This window comes from Rhodococcus sp. OK519 (genome assembly GCF_003051005.1).
Lineage (GTDB): Bacteria > Actinomycetota > Actinomycetes > Mycobacteriales > Mycobacteriaceae > Prescottella.
Map to the genome: position 1 here is coordinate 249,029 of NZ_QAOW01000004.1, position 21,318 is coordinate 270,346.

Sequence of the window (21,318 nt, forward strand, 5' to 3'; positions counted from 1 at the left end):
TGGATGCTAGAGAGCGAGCGACACCAGCAGCATCCCTGCATCACTTCCGAGGAGCACAACAATGCGAGTACCCGCACCGCGCATCACCGTTTGCACGATCGGGGCCGCGCTGCTGTTGCTCACCGGATGTTCGACCGAGAAGAACGGCGACGATCTCCAGACGATCGAAGCGGCCACCGCCGCGGTCTCGCCGGCCGAATCGTCCCCGGCCGGTTCGGTCCAGGACCTCGGCCGTGCGATCGACGCTCTCGCATTCGATCCGGCGTCCGGCACGACGGCAATCCTCACCGACGGCGGCACCGAGCTGCTGTTGCAAGGCGCGGGCGAACCGCGCACCGTGCCGCTCGACGGGCGCGCCACCGAGCTGACCGTCGCCTCCGACGGCCGGGTACTGCTGCCGATGGACGGGCGAGTGCAGATCGTGAACGTGGCGTCCGGTGAGACGTCTTCGGTCACCGTCGACGGCGACGCGCGTTCGGCACTGTTCCTGCCCGACGGCACGCTTGCGGTCGGGTCGGCCAGCGGCAAGATCCAGATCCTCGACGCCGACGGCGCCGTGACGAAGACGATTTCCGGGCTGGCCTCGGTCGACGAACTCGCCCTCACGAACGGCGATCTGAGCGCGCTCGACCGCCGCCAGACGTCGCTCACCGAGATCGACCTCGAAGACTCGTCTCTGGGCATGGCACTGCGGGCCGGCGAGGGCGCCACCCAACTCGTCACCGACGAACACGGACGCATCCTCGTCGCCGACACCGCAGGCAACGAGTTGCTCGTCTTCACCACCGATTCGCTGATCATGCGCCAGCGCTACCCCGTCCCGCACGCGCCGTACGCGCTCGCGTACGACGATCGCACCGACCTGGTGTGGGTGACACTGACCGGCAGCAACAAGGTGATCGGCTACGACCTCTCCACCGGCGTCCCCGTCGAGAAAGGCCGTTTCGACACCGTCCGGCAGCCGAACTCCGTCGCCGTGGACACGACGACCGGGACGCTCGTGGTCGGTTCGGCGACCGGCGACGGCCTGCAGCGGATCCCTCTGCCGGCCAACTGACCGCACCACCCATCACTTTCCGGTATCCGGCCCCGAGGGAGACTCGTGTACTACCCGCTTCTGCGTCTGATGTTCCGGATCCCCCCGGAACGTATCCATCACCTGGCGTTCGCGGCGATGCGACTCGTCACACGCTTCGCGCTGATCCGCGCGCTGGTCGCCAAGGTGCTCGTCGTCGACGACCCGGCACTGCGCACCACGGCGTTCGGCGTGGACTTCCCGGCGCCGGTCGGGTTGGCGGCAGGCTTCGACAAGGACGCGACCGGCGTCGACGCGTGGGGACCGCTCGGCTTCGGTTTCGCCGAGGTGGGCACCGTCACCGCGCAGGCGCAGCCCGGTAACCCGGCACCTCGGCTGTTCCGTCTCCCCGACGACCGGGCGCTCGTCAACCGGATGGGCTTCAACAACCACGGCGCCGGAAACGCAGCGAACCACCTGCGCCACCGGCGCGGTGACGTGCCGATCGGCGCCAACATCGGCAAGACGAAGATCGTCCCCGCTGAGGAGGCTGCCGGCGACTACACCGCGAGCGCCCGCCTGCTGGGCCCGCTGGCCGACTTCCTGGTAGTCAACGTCAGCTCCCCGAACACGCCGGGTCTGCGCGATCTGCAGGCCGTCGAGTCGCTGCGCCCACTCCTGCAGGCGGTGCTCGACACCGTGCACATCCCGGTGCTCGTGAAGATCGCCCCGGACCTGTCGGACGAGGACGTCGACGCCGTCGCCGACCTCGCCGTCGAACTCGGTCTGGCGGGCATCGTCGCGACCAACACCACGATCTCGCGGGCCGGCCTGAACACGCCGCAGTCGCGGATCGACGAGATCGGCGCGGGCGGCCTGTCCGGCGCACCGGTCGCGGCGCGTTCACTCGAGGTGCTGCGCCGGCTGTACAACCGGGTGGGCGGCAAGCTCGTTCTGATCTCGGTGGGCGGCATCGAGACCGCCGACCAAGCCTGGGAGCGGATCCTCGCCGGTGCGACGCTGGTCCAGGGATACACCGGCTTCATCTACGGCGGCCCGTTCTACGCGCGCACTCTGCACAAGGGATTGGCGCGGAAGGTCCGTGAGGCCGGCTTCCGGTCCGTCGCCGACGCCGTGGGCGCCGGCTCACGCACCTAGCCACAGACGCGACGAGGGCCCGTCACCGATTCGTCGGTGACGGGCCCTCGTCGGTTCGTCGCTACTTCTGTTCGTGTGTTCCGGTGATCACCGCGCGCGCGATGGCGTGCGAGAACAGGTTGAAACCGAGGAACGCCGGCGTCGATTCGGGCGTGACGTCGAGGTGCTCGACGTCCACGGCGTGCACCGCGATCATGTACCGATGCGGACCGTGGCCCTGCGGCGGCGCGGCGCCGAGGAACCGCGCGAGACCGCCGTCGTTCTGCAGGGTGACGGCACCGTCGGGAAGCCCGGATCCGTCGTCGTCGCCGGCCCCGGCCGGCAGCGACGTCGTCGTCACCGGGATGTTCGCGACCGCCCAGTGCCAGAACCCGGACGCGGTGGGTGCGTCCGGGTCGAACATCGTGACGGCGAAACTCTTCGTCTCGGGAGGGAATCCCGACCACGACAGCTGCGGTGAGATGTCGCGCCCGCCGGCTCCGAAGATTCCGCTGACCTGGTCGTTCTTCAGCGGCGCCCCGTCAGTGACATCGTCGGAGGTGAGGTCGAAGGACGGCAGGTCGGGCAGTTCGTCGTACGGGTTGTGGACCATGGGTTTCCTCTCTCTCGATCAGCTGCGCAGCAGGTCTCTCGATCAGCTGTGCAGCAGGAAGTGCTCCATCACCCGGGTACCGAAGCGCAGGGCATCGACCGGGACGCGTTCGTCGACTCCGTGGAAGAGCGCCGCGAAGTCCAGGTCCGGCGGCAACCGCAGCGGGGCGAAGCCGAAACAGCGAATCCCCAGGCGCGCGAAGGCTTTCGCATCGGTTCCCGCGGAGAGCATGTACGGGACGGTACGACCGTTCGGGTCGTGCGCCAGGATCGCGTCGTTCATCGCGTCGACGAGGTCGCCGTCGAACGTCGTCTCGTAGGAGTCGAGTTTGGTGATCCACTCCCGGGTCACACGCGGGCCGATCAGCGCGTCCACCTCACGCTCGAACGCCGCCTGGCGGCCCGGCAGCACCCGGCAGTCGAAGACCGCCTCGGCGGTCTGCGGAATGACGTTCGCCTTGTAACCGGCCTTGAGCATCGTCGGATTCGCAGTGTCGCGCAGCGTCGCGCCGATGATGCGGGCGATGCTCCCCAGCTTCGCGAGCATGCCGTCGATGTCAGGCGAGTTCGGGTCGAACTCCAGGCCGGTCTCCTCCGCGAGCACGGTGAGGAACTCGGCCACCGAATCCGACATGACCAGAGGGAAGGTGTGATTGCCGAGACGGGACACTGCATCGGCGAGGAGCGTCACCGCGTTGTCCTCGTGCAGGAACGACCCGTGGCCCGCGGTGGCCTTCGCGGTGAGCCGCATCCAGCCGAGGCCCTTCTCGGCCGTCTCGACGAGATACAGGCGCTTTTCCGTGCCGTCCGCGCGCGGGACGGTGAGCGAGAAGCCGCCGACCTCCCCCACGGCCTCGGTGACACCCTCGAAGAGGTCCGGACGGTGGTCTACCAGCCACTGGCACCCGTACTTGCCGCCCGCCTCCTCATCGGCGACGAAGGCGAACAGGATGTCGCGCGGCGGGACCGCACCCTCGGCCTTGAACTGGCGCGCGAGCGCCAGCATCATGCCGCACATGTCCTTCATGTCGACGGCACCGCGGCCCCACACATACCCGTCCTCGACAGCGCCCGAGAACGGATGCACACTCCAGTCGGCCGGCTCGGCCGGCACGACGTCGAGATGCCCATGCATCATCAGCGTGCCCCGCTCCGGGTCCGCGCCGCGCAGGCGGGCGAAGACGTTTCCCCGACCTGGCGCGCCCGATTCGACGTACTCGGTCTCGTAACCCACCTCCTCGAGGCGCTCCTTGACCCAGAGGGCGCATTCCCGCTCCCCCTTGGTCGTCTCGAGTTCACCGGTGTTGGACGTGTCGAACCGGATCAGCGAACTGACGAGGTCGACGACCTCCGACTCGGCCCGACCCGGAGACCGCTCCGACGACCGATCCGACGTCACTGCTTCTTCATTTGCTGGCACTCCACTTTCCTACCACCGTCTGGTGCCCCGCCCGTGAACGGACAAGCACGCACATATGCCTCAAAAACATAGTCTGACCAGTCGATTTTGGACCTGGCGCAATATCGGATAATCTTTCCAGGCACCCGGAGAACGGGGGCAAACGAAAACAACTGAATGCCTCGCGAACAAGCGAGCAACAACGAGTCCGAGTGGCGGAATGGCAGACGCGCTAGCTTGAGGTGCTAGTGTCCTTTAACGGACGTGGGGGTTCAAGTCCCCCCTCGGACACTCTGAGTTGAGACAGACGACGAAGGCCCCGGTTCATCGAACCGGGGCCTTCGTCGTTCAGCAGGTGCATGCTCCCGGTGTCTCGGTGGCCTCGAATGTCTCGGCGACTCGGTGGCCTCGAATGTTCAGCGCCTCATGGCCTCCATCCGTAGTTCCTCCCGATTCGACTGGGACAGTTCGCGCACCGCGAGATCCTTGGCACACACCAGCAGCGATCCGAGCGCGCTCACACGCGGGAACGTTGACTCGGTGTGATTGACGTTGTCATGGTCGTCCGCGCCGTCGTATACGACGGTGGATCCCCGTGTCAGCCACCGCTTGACGTCGCTCACGTGCGGCAGGTGTCCCGCGGTCCGCAGATAGAACGACTGCAGCAGCGCCACCACGCCCAGCACGACTGGCGTCGCCTGGCTGGCGCCGTACTGGATCGACTCGCCCGTGTCGTTGAGGATCCCCGATGACGTGATCGGCGACCCCGGCGCGAACGTGTCGGTGGCACAGGGCCCGCCGATCGTCCGATGCAGGCGCTGCGTGAACGGGGTCAGCCTGTCGGCGTCCGATGCAAACGCCTTGGCGCCGTCGCGGTACCGGAAGCTGCCCTCGTCGGCGTCGTACACGGCCCCGACGCTGATGGTCTGCCGGAAGATCGCGGGATAACACATGCCCTGCATCCCGCCGTGCGCGTAGTAGTCGTTGCCGGCGGCTGTGCAGCAGCACACTCCTTCGTCCGTCAACTCCTGCAGCAGCGCGCCGATCGCGTCGCCGGGCATATCGGTGTCGGTGATGCGGTTGTCGGCAGCGCCGGTGGCCAGGCACAGCGCCGAGATCCCCAGCGACGTGCGCCGATCGAGCACCCAGTCCAGTGCATCACGGATATCGCCGAAGCGGCCGGTGCCGTCGTTGGAGAGCACCTTCACCGGCACGATCCGCGCGTTCGGCGCGATACCGGTGTGGATCCGGCCCGCGCAGGCGATGCCCGCGACAGACGTGCCGTGGCCGTGGCCGTCGGTCACCGCGGACGGGTCGCCGCCGTAGTCGGAGGTGAAGTTGCGTCCCGGGACCACCCTGCCCGCGAAGTCGACGTGTGTGGAGCGCAGTCCGGTGTCGAGCACCGCGACGGTGACGCCGGACCCCGACACATTGAAGTCGCGGCGCGCTTCGGGTGCCCGTACCAGCAGGTCCACCTCGGTAAGTTCCGGAAGAAACGGCCCGTCCTTCTGCAGCGGTGCCTCGACCGGGACCACGGTGTCCGCATGCAGTAGTTCGAAGGTGCCGACGACGGTACCCATCGGCACGCCGGATCGGTCCGTGCCGGGTTGGCCGGAGGAACCGTTCGACTCGTTCATTGTGCTCACCCTCCTCGAGTGTCATCTCTCGAGCGGGGGACTGCCCCGGGGCACTCCCCCTGGTACCTCAAATGCTCCTCCCACCACGGCGTCGTGTCACCAGCCCTGCGACCGCGAATCGACGTGCCGGCAGTCGGTAGAATGTCCGGTCGGCCCACCCGTACGGGAATCCGGCCCTCCGCACGAGATCAGGACTGAGCTACCGACCGATGGCACAACCGATGACGACTATCGATCCCGCCGACCTCGACGTCTGCCTGCGGGTGCTGTCGGAGGCATCCGCGCTCGACTCCGACCACCCCGATTCCGTCGCGCTGCAGCGTGCCGTCGGCAACCTGTTCAAGAAGCTCAAGCGCAAGCGCCGGAACGAGACGCGCGACGCAGTGTCCGAGGCCGACCGCGCGGTCGTGGCAGCCACCGCGACGGGGTCACCCGAGCGCATCGACGACGAGACCGCGGGCATTCTGCTGACGTCGAACACCGCCGGCGCCAGCGCGGGCACCCTCATCCGCCCGCGCCCGTGCTACATCTGCAAGCAGCGATACACCCAGGTAGACGCCTTCTACCACCAGTTGTGCCCCGAATGTGCGGCGAGCAACCACGCCAAGCGGGATCAGCGCACCGACCTCACCGGTCGCCGTGCCCTGCTCACCGGTGGCCGCGCCAAGATCGGCATGTACATCGCGTTGCGCCTGCTCCGCGACGGTGCGCACCTGACGATCACCACCCGTTTCCCGAACGACGCCATCCGGCGGTTCAAGGCGATGGAAGACAGTGGCGACTGGATCCACCGCCTGCGGGTCGTCGGCATCGATCTGCGCGATCCGGCGCAGGTGGTCGCCCTCGCCGATTCCGTTGCAGCGCAGGGTCCGCTCGACATCCTCATCAACAACGCCGCGCAGACGGTGCGCCGCTCCCCCGGCGCCTACAGCGCCCTCGCGGACGCCGAGTCGGGCGCGCTGCCCGCCGGTGAGCTGCCCGACGTCGTGACGTTCGGCAAGACCAGCGAGGCTCACCCGGCGGCGCTGGCCGGTTCGCTCTCCACCGCCGCTCTGACGGCGTCCACGAACCTCACCGCTGACGAGGTGAGCTCGCTCGCCCTCGTCGCCGGTTCCGCTACCCCCGCCCGGATCGAGCAGGGTGTGGCGATCGATGCCGGCGGCCTGCTGCCCGATCTCGCGCATTCCAACAGTTGGGTGCAGACGGTCGGCGAGGTCGACCCGATCGAACTGCTCGAGGTCCAGCTGTGCAACTCGGTTGCACCGTTCATCCTCGTCTCGCGGCTGCGCCCCGCGATGGCAGCGGCCGCAGCCCGACGCAAGTACGTGGTGAACGTCTCCGCGATGGAGGGTCAGTTCAGCCGCGCCTACAAGGGTCCGGGCCACCCGCACACCAACATGGCCAAGGCCGCCCTCAACATGCTCACCCGAACGAGCGCCAAGGAGATGCTCGACGACGGCATCCTCATGACCGCCGTCGACACCGGGTGGATCACCGACGAGCGCCCGCACTACACGAAGCTGCGCTTGGCAGACGAGGGCTTCCACGCGCCGCTCGACCTGGTGGACGGCGCCGCCCGCGTCTACGACCCCATCGTGCAGGGCGAGGCGGGCGTCGATCTGCACGGGTGCTTCCTCAAGGACTTCCAGCCGTCTCCCTGGTGACCGGATAGAGCGACGTGTGCCACACCCGGTTTCCGCGGCGGAGCGGGGATACTGGACTGGCGTACCGATCACTCACTGTCTGGAGGCCTGATGGCGATTGCCGTTGCACACAGCGACAGCCCGGAGGGCCGCATGGCGATGGTGTACGCCGCGCGTGAGGCGATACAGCGTCGGGAGCAACTGCTGGTGCTGCACGTGCTCGACGACGCCGGCAGCGACGCCGATCTCGCGGCGCTGCGCGCGGTGGTCCAGACCGTGCTCGACGGCGGCGGGGTCGGCGAATCGCCCTGGGAGCTGCGGACCTGCGAACACAGCGGGGACCGCGTCGGCGCACTCGTCGATCTCGTCGACGACAGCGGCGCGGGCCTGTTCGTCGCGGGCAGCAAGCGGATGTCGCCGATCGGCAAGTTCCTACTCGAACGGTCCCTGCAGCGCATCCTGCTCGAGGTCGATGTTCCGGTGCTGGTGGTGAAGGAACCGCAGTAACCTGGATCCAGACTCCACCCTCGGAACTCCGTCCCGATTCGCCGGGGAGGTGGCACGGTGCCGTACAGGTTGCTGGTGGACGCCACGGTGCTGGTCCACCTGGCGTTTCTCGCGTACGTCGTGGTCGGCGGTTTCCTGGCTTGGCGGTGGCGGCGGACGATCTGGCTCCACGTCGTCGCCGTCGCGTGGGGGTTCAGCACGGTGCTCGTCGGGATCGACTGCCCGCTCACGCACCTCGAGAACTGGGCCCGCGAAAGGGCCGGTGAGCGGCAACTGCCGTCCGAGGGCTTCATCGCGCACTACCTGACGGGTGTGATCTATCCGACGAACGCGGTCGAGGTGGTCCGAGCGCTCGTCGCCGTGTGCGTGGTGGTGTCGTGGATCGGGTTCGTCCTGCCCCGGCTTCGCAGTTCCCGACACCACGCATCGGTGTGACATTCCTCGCACAGATTCTTACCCGCTAGTAGGGTAGGGGAATGACCTCTGCACCGCGCACGCGCACGCTCGACGTCGTCGTCTACGGCGCCACCGGATTCGTCGGCCGCCTGGTGGCGGACTACCTGGCGCGCAATGCCCCCGTCGGCACCCGCATCGGTCTCGCGGGTCGTTCCATCGACCGACTCGAGCGAATCCGTTCCGGCCTGGGCCCGGCCGCCGCCGAGTGGCCCCTGCTCCGGGTGGACGCCACGGACGAGGCCTCGCTGCGCGAGCTCGCCGCCGCCACGCATGTCGTCGCGACGACCGTGGGCCCCTACGCCAAGTACGGCCTCCCGCTCGTCGAGGCCTGCGCGGAGGCCGGCACCGACTACGTGGATCTCACCGGAGAGGTGCCGTTCGCGCGCGAGAGCATCGATCGCTTCCACGACGCGGCCGTCGCGAGCGGGGCCCGCATCGTGCACTCGTGCGGGTTCGACTCCATCCCGTCGGACCTCGGGGTGCACGTCCTGCACCGGCAGGTCCAGTCGGACGGTGCGGGCGATCTCACCGACACCACGCTGGTGGTGACGTCGCTGCGCGGCGGCGTCAGCGGCGGCACGATCGACTCGCTGCGCACCCAACTCGACGCCACCAAGCGCGACGCCGACCTGCGCCGGACCACGGTGTCGCCGTACTCGCTCAGCCCGGACCGCGCGGCCGAACCTGATCTCGGCCGCCAGCCGGACATGGCGCTCGTTCGCGGGTCGGAGATCGCCCCGGGGGTGGCGGGCTGGAAGGCGCCGTTCTTCATGGGGCCGTACAACACGCGCGTGGTGCGCCGTTCCAACGCCCTGTCGGGCTATGCGTACGGCAAGCACTTCCGGTACCGCGAGGTGATGAACGTCGGGTCGTCGTTCCTCTCTCCGGTCATCGCCGGTGGCGTCGCAGCCGGCATGGGCGCCCTCGTCGGAGGACTGCTGTTCCCGCCGACGCGCTGGGTACTCGATCGAGTGCTGCCCAAGCCGGGACAGGGTCCCAACGAGAAGGCCCGTCGCAACGGCCATTTCACGATCGATCTGTACGGCGACACGACGTCGGGTGCCCGCTACACCGCCCGTGTCGCGGCGCAGGGCGATCCGGGTTACGCGGCCACGGCCGTCATGTTCGGCGAGTCCGCGCTCGCCCTCGCGCTGCAGCGCGACGATCTGCCCGACCGGGCCGGCGTTCTCACCCCTGCCATCGCGATGGGCGACGTGCTGGCGGACCGCCTGCGCAGTGCGGGACTCGAAATCCGGGCAGGACGGGCCTGACCGCCGACCGGGCTCAGGTTCCGCTCGGAGACTGCCCCGTTCCCGCTCTCCCCGCGAAGTCCTCGAGCGCCAACCGGTGGCGAGGTTGCCGCTCGATGATCATCGTCCGGGTGACCTCCTGATCCGGACTGACGTGCAGGAGCTCGCCCGGACACAGCGATTCCCAGTCCGGGTCCTCGTCCATCTGTTCGGTTGCGATCACCACGGCGGGCAGCGTCGCGAGCGCACCGGACCGCGCCCGGACTGTGCCGGCGCTGCTGGAGTGTTCGAGATGACGCCGCCCGCTCGGGCCGCCCGGCCGGCGCCGGAGCACCATCAGATCGTCGGTGTCGGGATACCGGAACGCCCACAGTTCACGAGCGTCCGCCAGGACGAAGTTGAGCGAGAGCACCCTCAGGTTGTCGGCGATCCACCCGACCGCAGCGGCGATTCCGGCGGCGACATCGCCGTCATGCTCGTCGATGTGTCGGGTGATGAGCGCGAAGTAACGCTCGGAGTCGGTGTCCCCGCGCACCAGGTCGCGGTAGTCACCGAGTTCGGCCTCGAGCGCCGGGAGATCCTCGATCACACCGTTGTGTGCGAACAGCCGACCCTTCAGTTCGAACGGGTGGGTGTCGGCGAGGTTGTTTGCACCGGTGGTGGCGTAGCGAACGTGCGCGATGAACGTGCTGGACTCGCGTTCCTTCGCCTCCCACGCGAACTTGCTGTCCTCGTACGCCGCGACGGGTTGCTTCTCGACGCGCGGCGATCCGTCGGCGGTGAACGTCCCCAACCCGGTGCCGTCCGGCATCCGTCTGCTCTGCTGCGCGAGGCTGTCCTGCGCATCGAGCAGCCAGAAGGTGGCGTGCACACGGTGTGGGGCTGCGGACATTCCGAACAATCGACACATGGTCGTCGCCCTCCTCACGTCGAGGCCGGTGTCGAACCAGTATGACCGTGCACCCCACACCGATGTGTGGGTTCGTGGCTGTCAGAACTCCATGCCCGCGTCGGCGCCCATCTGCATCGTCGTGTTCGCCCCGTCGAGCGACTCGCGGATGATGTCGGCGTGCCCGGAATGGTGGGACGTCTCCCGCAGGACGTGCAGCAGCACCCGGCGAGCGCTCCACCACTCGCGTTCGGGCGCCCACGGCGCGGTGGGCAGCGGGATGCGGAGATCGAGATCGTCGAGCGAGGCGACCACCCGCGCCGTCTCCTCGGCTGCCGCACGATAGTCGTCCAGCAACCCGTCGATCGTCTCGCCGTCGGCCATGTAATAGGTCCCCATCGCCGTCTCCATGTCGAATTGGGCGGTCTCGTCACGCTCGAGGATCTTCCGGATCCAGTCCCGTTCGGTGTGAGTGACGTGCTTCACCAGACCGCCGAGAGTCAGATCGCTGACGGTGGACCGCGTCCGGGCCTGCTCGTCGTCGATCCCCCGGACGGTGATCAGGAAGTTGTGACGCTGGTCGTCGAGCAGCGCGAGGATGTCGGCGCGCTCGCTGCTGATGTCGCTCATGGTGGTTCACCCTTCGATCGGATCGGTCGAACTCGATGTGAGAGACGCTACGAACAATTGCGGTCAGTTCCGGTCCTCTATTGCAATGCCCGAGAAAATTCCGCGTCGCGTGCGACGGCGGAGGCGGCCGGATCTAGCCTTGCCGTCGTGACCGCCCCTACACATGCCTTCCTGACAGCACGGCTGCCCGCGTACGACCTGGCCGTCACCGCGGTGTCCGCGTTCACGTCGGCCGCGAACGCGCTGCGGGTGCAGGCAGGCCTTCCTCCGCACAGCTCGACCGTGCAGCCGGAGCGGATCGCCGCGTCCTTCTCGGGCGACAGGGTGTTCCGCCGTGACGGTGAACCCGTGACGGCGTTCGCCGAGTTGTCCGGATTCTTCGAGACGGCCGACGGCTGGATTCGCACCCACGCCAACTATCCGCATCACCGCGTACGCCTGTTGAGCGCTCTCGGACTGACCGACGAGTGCGACCGCGATCGATTCGCGCGCCACGTCGCGACCCTGTCTGCCGCGCACGTCGAGGACCTGGCAGCCGCGAACGGTGCCATCGCAGTTCGGGTGCGGACCGAGCGGGAGTGGGCATCGTCGGAGCCCGGCACAGCGGCGGCATCCGGCGATCTCGTCACCACCGATGCCCGTCCCGACCGGGGCGACCCCGGCGTGTCCGGGACGGCTACGGCCCCGTTGGCCGGTGTACGGGTCCTCGACCTGACCCGCGTCATCGCCGGCCCCGTCGCTTCGCGGGCGCTCGCGCTTCTGGGCGCCGAGGTGCTTCGGATCGATCCGCCGCAGTTGCCCGAGATCGGGTGGCAGCATCTCGAGAACGGTCAAGGAAAACGGTCGGCGCTGCTCGATTTGCGCGACGGCCGCGAACTCGAGCGGTTCCGGGACCTGCTCGCTCGCGCGGACGTCCTCCTGACCGGTTACCGGCCGGGCGCCCTCGAGGCACTGACCGGCGACCCTGCCGAGACCCGGCCCGGCCTGATCCACGGTCGAGTGTGCGCGTGGGGTCGCCGCGGCCCGTGGGCGAGCTCTCGGGGCTTCGACAGCATCGTGCAGGCCGCGTCGGGCGTCGCGCTGATCGAGGGCGACGGCTGCCCGGGCGCACTGCCCGCCCAGGTGCTCGACCACGCTTCCGGTTACCTGCTGGCTTCCGGGGTGATCGACGCCCTCGCCCTCCGCCGCGACGACGGTGCCGGACGCGACGTCGACGTCTCCCTCGCCCGCACCGCGGCCTGGCTGCTCGCCGCACCGGGCCGGAATGCGGCTCCGCCGCCCGCACGGCTGCCAGGTCCCGACACCGTCGTCACGCACGGCGCGATCACCACGGCACGGCCACCCATAGCCGAGTTCGCCGACTACCCGTTCCCGGCGAGAACGTGGGGCACGGACGCGCCGTCGTGGTGATCGCGGGTCTTCGCGAGCACCCCCACCACGATCAGCACCTGCGCGGCGATGTAGGTGGCCATGATCCAGAACCCCTCGACCGGTGGCCCGAACCAGTCCGCGAAGGCACCGAGGGCGATCATGCCGTCCGACACCAGGAACAGTCCGCCGCCGATCGCCGCGGTGCGGCCGAGCCCGGCGGAGAGCACCGCCATGACGCCGAGCGCGGTGCCGTAGACCAACGCGGGAACCAACAGGGCCCCGGCGCCCGGAGCGCACGCGGCGACGAGCAGCACCACCACGACCGCGTACCCCGCGACCAGTGCGCGGTGCCGGCGCATCACGCCGTCCCGGTTGTAGGGCACGAAGGCAACGATGTACGTGATCTGCGCCAGCAGGAAGAAGCCCACCATCAGCAGGAACGAGGTGTCCCCGTCGGACAGGTCGGGGGCGGTGTCCCCCAGCCATGAGAAGCCCAGCGCGATCAGGACCAGCACGACGAGGCGACCGCGAGGAGCCGACGTCGCCAGCCACACGGTCCCTGCCAGCGCCGGCATGAGGAACCACTGGGACACGTTGGCGACCGTCTCCGCGTCGACGAGTCGGGCCACCAGATGCGCGGCCGCGATGAGTGCGAAAACCGTCCAAGCAGCCCTGATCGGAAGGGTCCGCTGCGAATTCATCGTCACATGGTAGGGCGCAGACGCCCGGCATCCGTACGGGCCGGCCGATTCGGTCATGATGAAGGGCATGGCTGAACGTACCGACCGGATTCCGCTCATCGTCGACGTCGACACCGGCATCGACGATTCGGTCGCCCTGCTCTATCTGCTCGCCCGGGATGACGCCGACGTCGTCGCGGTCCTCTCGACGGCCGGAAACGTGCCGACCGCGCAGGTCGCCGCCAACAACCTCGCGTGGCTGGAACTGTGTGGCCGCACCGACGTCGAGGTGGCCGTCGGCGCCGACGGCCCGCTGAGCACTCCGCTGCGCACCACCGAGGACACCCACGGGCCGCAGGGCGTTGGCTACGCGGTGCTGCCCGAGCCCCGACTACGCCCGTCCGAGCGTTCCGCTGCCGAGGCGTGGGTGGCATTGACTCGGGAGCGCCCCGGCGAGCTCGTCGGCCTCGTGACGGGTCCGCTGACGAATCTGGCGCTCGCGATCCGGCTGGACCCCGAACTCCCCCACCGACTCCGCGGGTTGGTGGTCATGGGCGGCGCCTTCGATTACCCGGGCAACACGACGCCCGTCGCGGAGTGGAACATCTCGGTCGATCCCGAAGCTGCTGCCGAGGTGTTCGCCGCGTTTTCCGACGTGCCGCACGAACGTTCACCGATCGTCTGTGGGCTGAACCTCACCGAACGCATCATCCTGACGCCCGAGCACGTCCGCCGGTTCGCGGAACTCGCCGGCAGCACACCTACCGAGAGCATCAGCGCCGACGACCGGCCCGGCACTAGGTCCACGGCGTCCAATCGCGTGGTACGCCACGTGTCCGATGCCGTCCGTTTCTACTTCGAATTCCATCGTGACCACGCGCAGGGATTCATCGCGCACCTGCACGACCCGTTCGCCGCGGCCGTCGCCCTCGACTCCACGATTGCCCGCTATCGCAGCGCCACCGTCGATGTCGAGACCGACGGGCGTATCACCCGCGGTCAGACCGTCGCCGACTGGCACGGATTGTGGGGAAGATCATCCAATGCCCAGATCGCGTGGGAAACCGACGAGAAAGCGTTTCTCGACGACCTGATCACCAGGCTGGCGGGTCTGGCCCGCCGGATCGAGCGGCAGTCGTAGCGAACCGACCGGTAGCTCGACACTGGTACCGTTTCGTCGATCTGGATGAGTGTCCAGTCGGGTCGCCGACTGTCACCAACCAGGTCGTTCAGTCGGGGAAAAAAAGGCGGTACACGTGGTACGACAGGCACGAGCCGTGGCAACGCGGCAACAGATCATCACCGGTGCGGCTCGGATGTTCGAGCAATCCGGATTCGAGGGCGCCAGTCTCGGCGACATAGTCGACGGCGCAGGAACCACCAAGGGCGCGCTCTACTTCCACTTCCGGTCGAAGGACGAACTGGCGCGCGTCGTCATCGAGGAGCAACACCGCACTTCGATCACTTCGCTCCACTCGATTTCGGAGACCGGCGCAAGCGCGCTTCGACAACTCGTGATGCTCTGTCACGAGATGGCACGCCAAATCGTCGACGATCCCGTCGTGCGCGCCGGAATGCGGCTCACGCTCGAGTTCAGTGGCTCGAGTGAACCGGCCCAGCCCTACGTCGACTGGATCCAAAGCGCGCGAGAGATAGTCGAACTCGGCGTCTCGCAGGGCGAGATCGTGCGCACCGTCGATCCCTCGACCCTGGCGCGGTTCGTGATCGGATCGTTCACCGGCGTCCAACTCGTGTCGCAGGTCCTCACGCTGCGGTCCGACATCGAGCAACGGGTCGACGACATGTGGGCGTACCTCCTACCGGGGATCGCCACCACCGCCGATCCCGAAGAACTGTCCGCGATTCGTGCGGCGCGGTGGAGTGCACCCGCCGATGACGACGTGCCGGAACAGGATTCGACCCCCGGTATCTGAATCCATTCAGGCCGCCCCCGCATCCCGAGTGGTCCGGGGATGCGGGGGCGTCTGGATCGGCAGAGTACTGCCGGATATTGCATCCGGTTACGTTCGGCAGCCCGCATGCTGGATCGCCGGAATCGATCGATGCCTGCTGACCTGCGGTCAGCGTGGCTGCAACCGCGACCACCCTCATGAACGGGTGACTTCGGAGGACGTTGTGCGCCGAGTCCGACTCCTGGACGAGGCGCTCGGCGAGCGGGCTAGTTGATGGTCGCAAGCGAGGCCAGCGCGGTGGAACAGGCGTCCGCGACCTCGGCCCCCTTCTTGTCGAAGTGCGCGGTGAAGAAGTTCGCGTGGTCGGCGTGCTCGTGGAAGTGGTGCGGGGTGAGCACCGCGGAGAACACCGGCACGTCGGTGTCGAGTTGGACCCGCATCAGTCCGTCGATCACCGCGGCGGCGACGAACTCGTGCCGGTAGATCCCGCCGTCGACGACGAGGCCGGCAGTGACGACGGCGTCGAACCGGCCGGTGCGGGCCAGCCGCTGCACGTGGAGCGGGATCTCGAAGGCACCGGGCGTCTCGAAGAACTCGATGGCGGCGGGGTCGTGCCCCAGCTCGCGCCAGCGGGTGACGAACGCGTCCCGCGCGTGGTCGACGATGGACCGGTGCCAGGTGGCCTGGACGAAGGCGATGGTCATGGACAAATGCTAGTGCCGACGATGACGAGCGCGGGCGGCACACTCTGTCTGGTTCGGTAATTCAACAATTTCCGTCGCCCGCAGAAGCTGTACGCCCCCGCCTGCGGCTGCACGAGCAGATCCTCGACAAGTGGCACATCTCGAACACCGACGTCACTCGGGAGTGCCGGGTGCGAGACACGCGGATCGGTGCCAGACTGCCGGGCATGGACCAAAGCATCCACTTCGTGACGCTTGCGACGCCGGATCTCGATGCGGCACGGGCGTTCTACTGCGGCGGGCTCGGCTGGGAACCCCTACTCGACGTGCCCGACGAGATCATCTTCTTCCAGACAGCTCCGGGGACGGTACTGGGCCTGTTCGACGCCGAGAAGTTCCGGGCGGACATCGGCCGCCCGGGCATGCACGTGGCGACGTCGGGAATCACGTTCTCCCACAACGTCGACAGCGCCGAAGCGGTCGATGCGCTGGTGGCCGCCGCGGTTCGCGCCGGCGCCGCCCTGGTCAAGCATCCGCAACGCGCCGCATTCGGCGGCTATCACGGCCACTTCGCCGATCCCAACGGCGTGATCTGGGAAATCTGCCACAACCCCGGATGGAGCGTCGATGCGTCCGGCCGGGTACGCCTCACGACCGACATCTGACCGCGTCACCGTGGGCTTCACCCGCGGCGGGCACATTTCACATCCGGTTTCACGCACCTGCCGGCCTCGGCTTGGCGCCGCCCCGGTCGGTGTCCCGCTCCTCATCTGATGAAAGGAACATCTCCACCTGTGACCGTCCTGACCCGAGGCGCGAACACCGCGATCTCCGAGGCTCCCGCCACCGTCGCCGTCACCGGAACCACCCCGGGCAGCGTCGACCTGTTCGTTTTCCAAGTCGACAACACCCGCAAGGTCCGCTCCGACGACGACCTGGTGTTCTTCAACAATCCGGCCTCCCCCGACCGCACCGTCACCCTCGACGCCGACGGACAGGTGCGCCTCGACCTGCCCGCCATCGACGCCGGTATCGACATGATCGTGATTGCCGTATCCGTCGATGAGACTGTGCCCGGGCCACTCTCGGCGGTCCCGACGCTGGCGGTCAGCCTCAGCCAGCCTGGTGGCGAGACGATCACCGCAGCCATCGATGGGCTGACTTCCGAACGGTCCGCGGTGCTGCTCGAGGTGTACCGCCGAAACGGAGAGTGGAAGGCCCGCAACGTGTCCGCCGGCTGGGACGGCGGGTTGGTCGCGTTGGTCACCGAGCATGGTGTCGCCGTCGACGACACCCCCGCAGAACCCGCCACCACACCCGGACCGGCACAGCTCCCAACCGCACCCCCACCGGCTCCAGCGGCAACCACGCCGCTGGCGGCGGTCGTCGATGCGGCCGGGGTTCGCACGGTGCCGGCGGAGGCGAGACTGTCGCTCGAGAAGCGGCAGAAGCTCGACCTGCGGAAGCAGGAAGTCACGAAGGTTCTCCTGACGAAGGGGGCGCGGAACTACGTCGGGCGGGTCATTCTGGTGATCGACAAGACCGGGTCGATGAGCCGCCGATACTCTGGTGGCGAGGTGGCCGAGATCGTCCGCCGCATGGTTCCGGTGGCCACTCAGCTCGACTCGGACGGGCAGCTCGAGGCGTACCTGTACGGCGTGAAGTTCGCGAAGCTGCCCGACGTGACCGTCGACCGCGTCGACGAGTGGATCGACGACTACATCCATCTCCACGGCCGACACGGCGGAATCGACTACGACCGACAGATCGGCGGCATCAACGACGAGATCCCGATCATGTCCGAAGTGATCGCCGGCCTCGACCGCGACACCAGCGTCCCGACATTGGTGCTGTTCTTCACCGACGGCGGCTTCAACAAGCGCACCGCGATTCAGAAGCTGATTCGTCAGGCGTCGTCGCGGCCGGCGTTCTGGCAGTTCATCGGTATCGGCCGCAGCGGATTCGGTGTCCTGGAAAAGCTCGACTCCCTGTCGGGGCGAGTGGTCGACAACGCCGGGTTCTTCGCCGTCGACAATGTCGACGGCCTCCCGGACGGCCGCCTCTACGAGCTGCTGCTGTCGGAGTACCCGGACTGGTTGCGCGCCGCCCGCGCCGCGAACATCCTCACCTGACCGACGGTGGCCGGCGAAAGCGCCGGCTCGCAGATACGACGAGACAGGCCCCACACCAACCGAAGTGGGTGCAGGGCCTGCTCAGTCGTACGTGGGGGCAGCGTCTACTCGGCTCCGTCGAACGCGTCGAGAATACGGTGCGCGGCAAGGGCCGCCGTGAGCGAACCTTCCCGTACCTGGTCCTCGACCTCGCCGCGGATCTTCTTGACCCGGTCGTTGGAGTGGAGTCGCCGCAGCAACTGGTCGTGGACCATCGACCAGGTCCAGTCGACCTGCTGCTTCTGCCGCTTGCGTTCGAGTTCGCCGGCGTCGCCGAGCACCTGACGGTGCCGGAGCACCTCGTCCCAGAACTTGTCGACGCCGATGTTCTCGAGCGCGCTCATGGTCAGCACCGGGGGCTTCCACAGCGCGTCGTGCGGATAGATCAGCCGCAGTGCACCGGCCAGTTCGCGGGCCGCGACCCGCGCCTCGGTCTCGTGCCTGCCGTCGGCCTTGTTGACGGTGACGATGTCGGCGAGCTCGAGGACACCCTTCTTGATGCCCTGCAACTGATCACCGGTCCGCGCGAGGGTGAGGAACGTGAACGTGTCGACCATGTTGGCGACCGTCACCTCCGACTGCCCGACACCGACCGTCTCGACGAGGATCACGTCGTAGCCGGCGGCCTCGAGCAGCACCATCGTCTCGCGGGTCGCCTTGGCGACACCGCCGAGCGTGCCCGACGTCGGGGACGGCCGAATGAACGCGTCGGGCTCCACCGACAGGTTCTGCATCCGGGTCTTGTCGCCGAGGATCGATCCACCGGTTCGGGTCGACGACGGGTCCACCGCGAGGACGGCGACCTTGTGCCCCAACGAGAGCAGATGCATTCCGAGGGCTTCGATGGTCGTCGACTTGCCGACGCCGGGAACACCCGTGATGCCGACCCGGATCGCGTTGCCGGCGTGCGGGAGCAGGCGCAGCAGCAACTGCTGCGCCTGCTCCCGGTGATCGGCCCGGGTGGACTCGACGAGCGTGATGGCCTTGGAGACATCACTTCGCCGGCCCTCCAGGACCGCGTCACCGAGCGCAGCCAGATCGAGCGGCGGTCGGCTAGTCGGCGGCAATCGGATCATGTCCCAACTGCGCCGACAGCTTCTGCAACAGACCGATGGCCGCATCCGCGAGGACCGTGCCGGGCGGGAAGATCGCCGCTGCACCGGCCTGGTACAGCTCCTCGAAGTCACCCGGCGGGATGACGCCGCCGACGACGACCATGATGTCGGGGCGACCGACCGCAGCGAGGGCCTCCCGCAGTGCCGGCACCAGCGTGAGGTGACCGGCGGCGAGAGAGGACACACCGACGATGTGGACGTCGGCGTCGGCCGCCTGCTGGGCGACCTCCTCGGGGGTCTGGAACAGCGGTCCCACGTCGACGTCGAAGCCGAGGTCGGCGAAGCCCGTGGAAATGACCTTCTGGCCGCGGTCGTGGCCGTCCTGGCCCATCTTCGCGACGAGGATGCGGGGACGACGTCCCTCGTCCTCGGCGAACTTCTCGACGAGCTCGATTGCGTTCGAGATGTTGCTCACCTTGCCGGCCTCGTCTCGGTAGACACCGCTGATGGTCCGGATCTCCGCCTGATGGCGCCCGTACACCTTCTCGAGTGCGTCGGAGATCTCGCCGCCCGTCGCCATCGCGCGAGCCGCGTTGACTGCGAGGGCGAGCAGGTTGTTCTCCATGCCACCCTCGGTCGACGCCGCGGCGCGGGTGAGCTCGGCGAGGGCCGCCTGCGTCGCATCCTCGTCACGCTCGGCACGCAGCTTCACCAGCTTGGCGAGCTGCTCGGCGCGCACCTTGGTGTTGTCGACCTTGAGGACCTCGATGCTGTCCGGCTCGTCCGGCACGTACTTGTTGACGCCGATCAGCGGTTGCCGGCCGGAGTCGATACGGGCCTGGGTACGGGCCGCGGCCTCCTCGATGCGGAGCTTCGGGATGCCCTCACCGATGGCCTGCGCCATGCCGCCGGCCTCTTCGACCTCGGCGATGTGGGCGCGGGCCCGGTTCGCGAGCTCGTTGGTGAGCCACTCGACGTAGTGCGAACCACCCCACGGGTCGATCGGACGGACCGTGTTCGACTCCTGCTGGATCAGCAGCTGGGTGTTGCGGGCGATGCGGGCCGAGAAGTCGGTCGGCAGCGCGATCGCCTCGTCGAGTGCGTTGGTGTGCAGCGACTGGGTGTGGCCCTGCGTCGCCGCCATCGCCTCGACACACGTGCGGCCGACGTTGTTGAACACGTCCTGTGCGGTGAGCGACCAGCCGGAGGTCTGCGAATGGGTACGCAGCGACAGCGACTTGGCGCTCTTGGGCTCGAACTTGGCGACGAGCTCGCTCCACAGCAGCCGGCCGGCGCGCAGCTTGGCGACCTCCATGAAGAAGTTCATGCCGATGGCCCAGAAGAACGACAGTCGCGGCGCGAACTTGTCGATCTCCATGCCCGCGTCGAGACCCGCCCGGATGTACTCGACGCCGTCGGCGAGCGTGTACGCCAGCTCCAGATCGGCCGTCGCTCCGGCCTCCTGGATGTGGTAACCCGAAATGGAGATCGAGTTGAACTTCGGCATCTTCGCGCTGGTGTACGCGAAGATGTCGGAGATGATCCGCATCGACGGCTTCGGCGGGTAGATGTAGGTGTTGCGGACCATGAACTCCTTCAGAATGTCATTCTGAATGGTTCCGGCCAGCTGCTCGGGGGCGACGCCCTGCTCCTCGGCTGCCACGACGTACAGCGCCAGGATCGGCAGCACCGCGCCGTTCATGGTCATCGACACCGACACCTGCGACAGGTCGATGCCGTCGAACAGCTGACGCATGTCGAGGATCGAGTCGATCGCGACACCGGCCATGCCGACGTCACCCTGCACGCGCGGGTGATCGGAGTCGTAGCCGCGGTGCGTCGCGAGGTCGAACGCGACCGACAGGCCTTTCTGACCGGACGCGAGGTTGCGGCGGTAGAAGGCGTTGGACTCGGCGGCGGTGGAGAATCCGGCGTACTGCCGAATGGTCCACGGCTGGTTGACGTACATCGTCGGGTAGGGACCGCGCAGGAACGGTGCGGCGCCCGGGAAGCTGCCCAGCGGATACCCCTCGGCCTCGACCGCGTCGCGGTCGGCCTTGGTGTAGACCGGCTTGACGTCGATGCCCTCGGGCGTCGACCACACCACCTCTTCGGGGGTGTAGTTGTTCGCCGTCGCGAGGTTCTCGATGAGCGCCTCGGTCTGCGCCGGGGTGGGAGCGGCGGGTGCCGGGAACTGTGCGTCGGTCAGCGCGACGTCGGCGAAACTGCCGATGACGTGCTTCACCTCGTTCGTTGTCACTTCGATGCTC

At 68.0% G+C, this 21,318-nt stretch carries 20 protein-coding genes and 1 tRNA gene; 12 read left to right on the forward strand and 9 right to left on the reverse strand.

Annotated elements, in window-relative coordinates; genetic code table 11:
- Positions 1-61: 61 nt before the first annotated feature.
- Both C8K36_RS13490 and C8K36_RS13495 read left to right on the forward strand, forming a co-directional pair.
- Positions 62-1,057, forward strand: a complete 996-nt coding sequence (locus C8K36_RS13490) for a hypothetical protein (protein ID WP_107985001.1) — start codon at positions 62-64, stop codon at positions 1,055-1,057.
- A 45-nt stretch (positions 1,058-1,102) separates the two neighbouring features.
- On the forward strand, positions 1,103-2,173 hold the full coding sequence (locus tag C8K36_RS13495; RefSeq protein ID WP_107985002.1) for a quinone-dependent dihydroorotate dehydrogenase: 1,071 nt from the start codon (positions 1,103-1,105) through the stop codon (positions 2,171-2,173).
- A 61-nt stretch (positions 2,174-2,234) separates the two neighbouring features.
- Here the strand turns inward: C8K36_RS13495 and C8K36_RS13500 are convergent, their stop codons facing one another.
- Together C8K36_RS13500 and C8K36_RS13505 are read right to left on the reverse strand one after the other, a co-directional pair.
- Entirely contained in the window at positions 2,235-2,765 is a 531-nt protein-coding gene (locus C8K36_RS13500; RefSeq protein WP_107985003.1) for a YbhB/YbcL family Raf kinase inhibitor-like protein, read from the reverse strand.
- A 42-nt stretch (positions 2,766-2,807) separates the two neighbouring features.
- A complete protein-coding gene (locus C8K36_RS13505) occupies positions 2,808-4,163 on the reverse strand; it encodes a M20/M25/M40 family metallo-hydrolase (RefSeq protein ID WP_107985004.1) in 1,356 nt (451 codons plus the stop codon).
- A 206-nt stretch (positions 4,164-4,369) separates the two neighbouring features.
- Here C8K36_RS13505 and C8K36_RS13510 point away from each other — a divergent pair.
- Positions 4,370-4,454 (forward strand) — tRNA-Leu (locus tag C8K36_RS13510).
- Between the two features lie 125 nt (positions 4,455-4,579).
- On the opposite strand, the gene C8K36_RS13515 is transcribed toward C8K36_RS13510, so the two are convergent.
- Positions 4,580-5,800, reverse strand: coding sequence for a S8 family peptidase (locus tag C8K36_RS13515; RefSeq protein WP_107985005.1), 1,221 nt, complete (start codon positions 5,798-5,800; stop codon positions 4,580-4,582).
- Positions 5,801-6,009: 209 nt separating this feature from the next.
- On the opposite strand from C8K36_RS13515, the gene C8K36_RS13520 reads away from it, so the two are divergent.
- From C8K36_RS13520 to C8K36_RS13535, 4 genes are all read left to right on the forward strand, one after another.
- Positions 6,010-7,464, forward strand: coding sequence for an SDR family NAD(P)-dependent oxidoreductase (locus C8K36_RS13520; protein ID WP_107985006.1), 1,455 nt, complete (start codon positions 6,010-6,012; stop codon positions 7,462-7,464).
- A 90-nt stretch (positions 7,465-7,554) separates the two neighbouring features.
- The gene (locus tag C8K36_RS13525; RefSeq protein WP_107985007.1) at positions 7,555-7,950 is read left to right on the forward strand and encodes a universal stress protein; all 396 of its coding nucleotides are present in this window, start codon (positions 7,555-7,557) and stop codon (positions 7,948-7,950) included.
- 57 nt (positions 7,951-8,007) lie between these two features.
- A complete protein-coding gene (locus C8K36_RS13530) occupies positions 8,008-8,385 on the forward strand; it encodes a DUF2784 domain-containing protein (protein WP_107985008.1) in 378 nt (125 codons plus the stop codon).
- 41 nt (positions 8,386-8,426) lie between these two features.
- Complete coding sequence (locus tag C8K36_RS13535) at positions 8,427-9,677, forward strand: saccharopine dehydrogenase family protein (RefSeq protein ID WP_107985009.1); 1,251 nt, start codon at positions 8,427-8,429, stop codon at positions 9,675-9,677.
- A 13-nt stretch (positions 9,678-9,690) separates the two neighbouring features.
- On the opposite strand, the gene C8K36_RS13540 is transcribed toward C8K36_RS13535, so the two are convergent.
- Positions 9,691-10,566 carry a class II glutamine amidotransferase gene (locus C8K36_RS13540; RefSeq protein WP_107985010.1) on the reverse strand — a complete coding sequence of 292 codons (876 nt, stop codon included), beginning with the start codon at positions 10,564-10,566 and terminating at the stop codon, positions 9,691-9,693.
- An 81-nt stretch (positions 10,567-10,647) separates the two neighbouring features.
- Positions 10,648-11,175: a DinB family protein gene (locus tag C8K36_RS13545; RefSeq protein WP_107985011.1), complete on the reverse strand. Its 528-nt coding sequence runs from the start codon at positions 11,173-11,175 to the stop codon at positions 10,648-10,650.
- 147 nt (positions 11,176-11,322) lie between these two features.
- Between C8K36_RS13545 and C8K36_RS13550 the strand changes: the two genes are divergently transcribed.
- Positions 11,323-12,585, forward strand: coding sequence for a CoA transferase (locus C8K36_RS13550; RefSeq protein ID WP_107985012.1), 1,263 nt, complete (start codon positions 11,323-11,325; stop codon positions 12,583-12,585).
- Here C8K36_RS13550 and C8K36_RS13555 read toward each other — a convergent pair.
- The gene (locus tag C8K36_RS13555; protein ID WP_107985195.1) at positions 12,537-13,247 is read right to left on the reverse strand and encodes a lysoplasmalogenase; all 711 of its coding nucleotides are present in this window, start codon (positions 13,245-13,247) and stop codon (positions 12,537-12,539) included. The genes C8K36_RS13550 and C8K36_RS13555 overlap by 49 nt on opposite strands.
- A gap of 67 nt (positions 13,248-13,314) precedes the next feature.
- Here C8K36_RS13555 and C8K36_RS13560 point away from each other — a divergent pair, with 67 nt between their 5' ends.
- Both C8K36_RS13560 and C8K36_RS13565 read left to right on the forward strand, forming a co-directional pair.
- A complete protein-coding gene (locus C8K36_RS13560; protein ID WP_107985013.1) occupies positions 13,315-14,367 on the forward strand; it encodes a nucleoside hydrolase in 1,053 nt (350 codons plus the stop codon).
- Positions 14,368-14,482: 115 nt separating this feature from the next.
- On the forward strand, positions 14,483-15,160 hold the full coding sequence (locus C8K36_RS13565; protein WP_107985014.1) for a ScbR family autoregulator-binding transcription factor: 678 nt from the start codon (positions 14,483-14,485) through the stop codon (positions 15,158-15,160).
- Positions 15,161-15,405: 245 nt separating this feature from the next.
- On the opposite strand, the gene C8K36_RS13570 is transcribed toward C8K36_RS13565, so the two are convergent.
- A complete protein-coding gene (locus C8K36_RS13570; RefSeq protein WP_107985015.1) occupies positions 15,406-15,843 on the reverse strand; it encodes a 6,7-dimethyl-8-ribityllumazine synthase in 438 nt (145 codons plus the stop codon).
- 206 nt (positions 15,844-16,049) lie between these two features.
- Here C8K36_RS13570 and C8K36_RS13575 point away from each other — a divergent pair, with 206 nt between their 5' ends.
- Together C8K36_RS13575 and C8K36_RS13580 are read left to right on the forward strand one after the other, a co-directional pair.
- Positions 16,050-16,487 carry a VOC family protein gene (locus C8K36_RS13575; RefSeq protein ID WP_107985196.1) on the forward strand — a complete coding sequence of 146 codons (438 nt, stop codon included), beginning with the start codon at positions 16,050-16,052 and terminating at the stop codon, positions 16,485-16,487.
- 129 nt (positions 16,488-16,616) lie between these two features.
- Positions 16,617-17,954, forward strand: a complete 1,338-nt coding sequence (locus C8K36_RS13580; protein WP_258195401.1) for a VWA domain-containing protein — start codon at positions 16,617-16,619, stop codon at positions 17,952-17,954.
- 104 nt (positions 17,955-18,058) lie between these two features.
- Here the strand turns inward: C8K36_RS13580 and meaB are convergent, their stop codons facing one another.
- A complete protein-coding gene (gene meaB / locus C8K36_RS13585; RefSeq protein WP_258195402.1) occupies positions 18,059-19,060 on the reverse strand; it encodes a methylmalonyl Co-A mutase-associated GTPase MeaB in 1,002 nt (333 codons plus the stop codon).
- Entirely contained in the window at positions 19,047-21,308 is a 2,262-nt protein-coding gene (gene scpA / locus C8K36_RS13590) for a methylmalonyl-CoA mutase (protein WP_107985018.1), read from the reverse strand. The genes meaB and scpA overlap by 14 nt, the downstream gene beginning before the upstream one ends.
- Positions 21,309-21,318 lie beyond the last annotated feature (10 nt).

Excerpts from the sequence above, each read along its gene's own strand:
- C8K36_RS13490 (WP_107985001.1), top strand. The coding sequence starts at position 62 with ATGCGAGTACCCGCACCGCGCATCACCGTTTGCACGATCGGGGCCGCG.
- C8K36_RS13500 (WP_107985003.1), bottom strand. The coding sequence starts at position 2,765 with ATGGTCCACAACCCGTACGACGAACTGCCCGACCTGCCGTCCTTCGAC.
- C8K36_RS13515 (WP_107985005.1), bottom strand. The coding sequence starts at position 5,800 with ATGAACGAGTCGAACGGTTCCTCCGGCCAACCCGGCACGGACCGATCC.
- C8K36_RS13520 (WP_107985006.1), top strand. The coding sequence starts at position 6,010 with ATGGCACAACCGATGACGACTATCGATCCCGCCGACCTCGACGTCTGC.
- C8K36_RS13525 (WP_107985007.1), top strand. The coding sequence starts at position 7,555 with ATGGCGATTGCCGTTGCACACAGCGACAGCCCGGAGGGCCGCATGGCG.
- C8K36_RS13535 (WP_107985009.1), top strand. The coding sequence starts at position 8,427 with ATGACCTCTGCACCGCGCACGCGCACGCTCGACGTCGTCGTCTACGGC.
- C8K36_RS13540 (WP_107985010.1), bottom strand. The coding sequence starts at position 10,566 with ATGTGTCGATTGTTCGGAATGTCCGCAGCCCCACACCGTGTGCACGCC.
- C8K36_RS13545 (WP_107985011.1), bottom strand. The coding sequence starts at position 11,175 with ATGAGCGACATCAGCAGCGAGCGCGCCGACATCCTCGCGCTGCTCGAC.
- C8K36_RS13555 (WP_107985195.1), bottom strand. The coding sequence starts at position 13,247 with ATGAATTCGCAGCGGACCCTTCCGATCAGGGCTGCTTGGACGGTTTTC.
- C8K36_RS13560 (WP_107985013.1), top strand. The coding sequence starts at position 13,315 with ATGGCTGAACGTACCGACCGGATTCCGCTCATCGTCGACGTCGACACC.
- C8K36_RS13570 (WP_107985015.1), bottom strand. The coding sequence starts at position 15,843 with ATGACCATCGCCTTCGTCCAGGCCACCTGGCACCGGTCCATCGTCGAC.
- C8K36_RS13575 (WP_107985196.1), top strand. The coding sequence starts at position 16,050 with ATGGACCAAAGCATCCACTTCGTGACGCTTGCGACGCCGGATCTCGAT.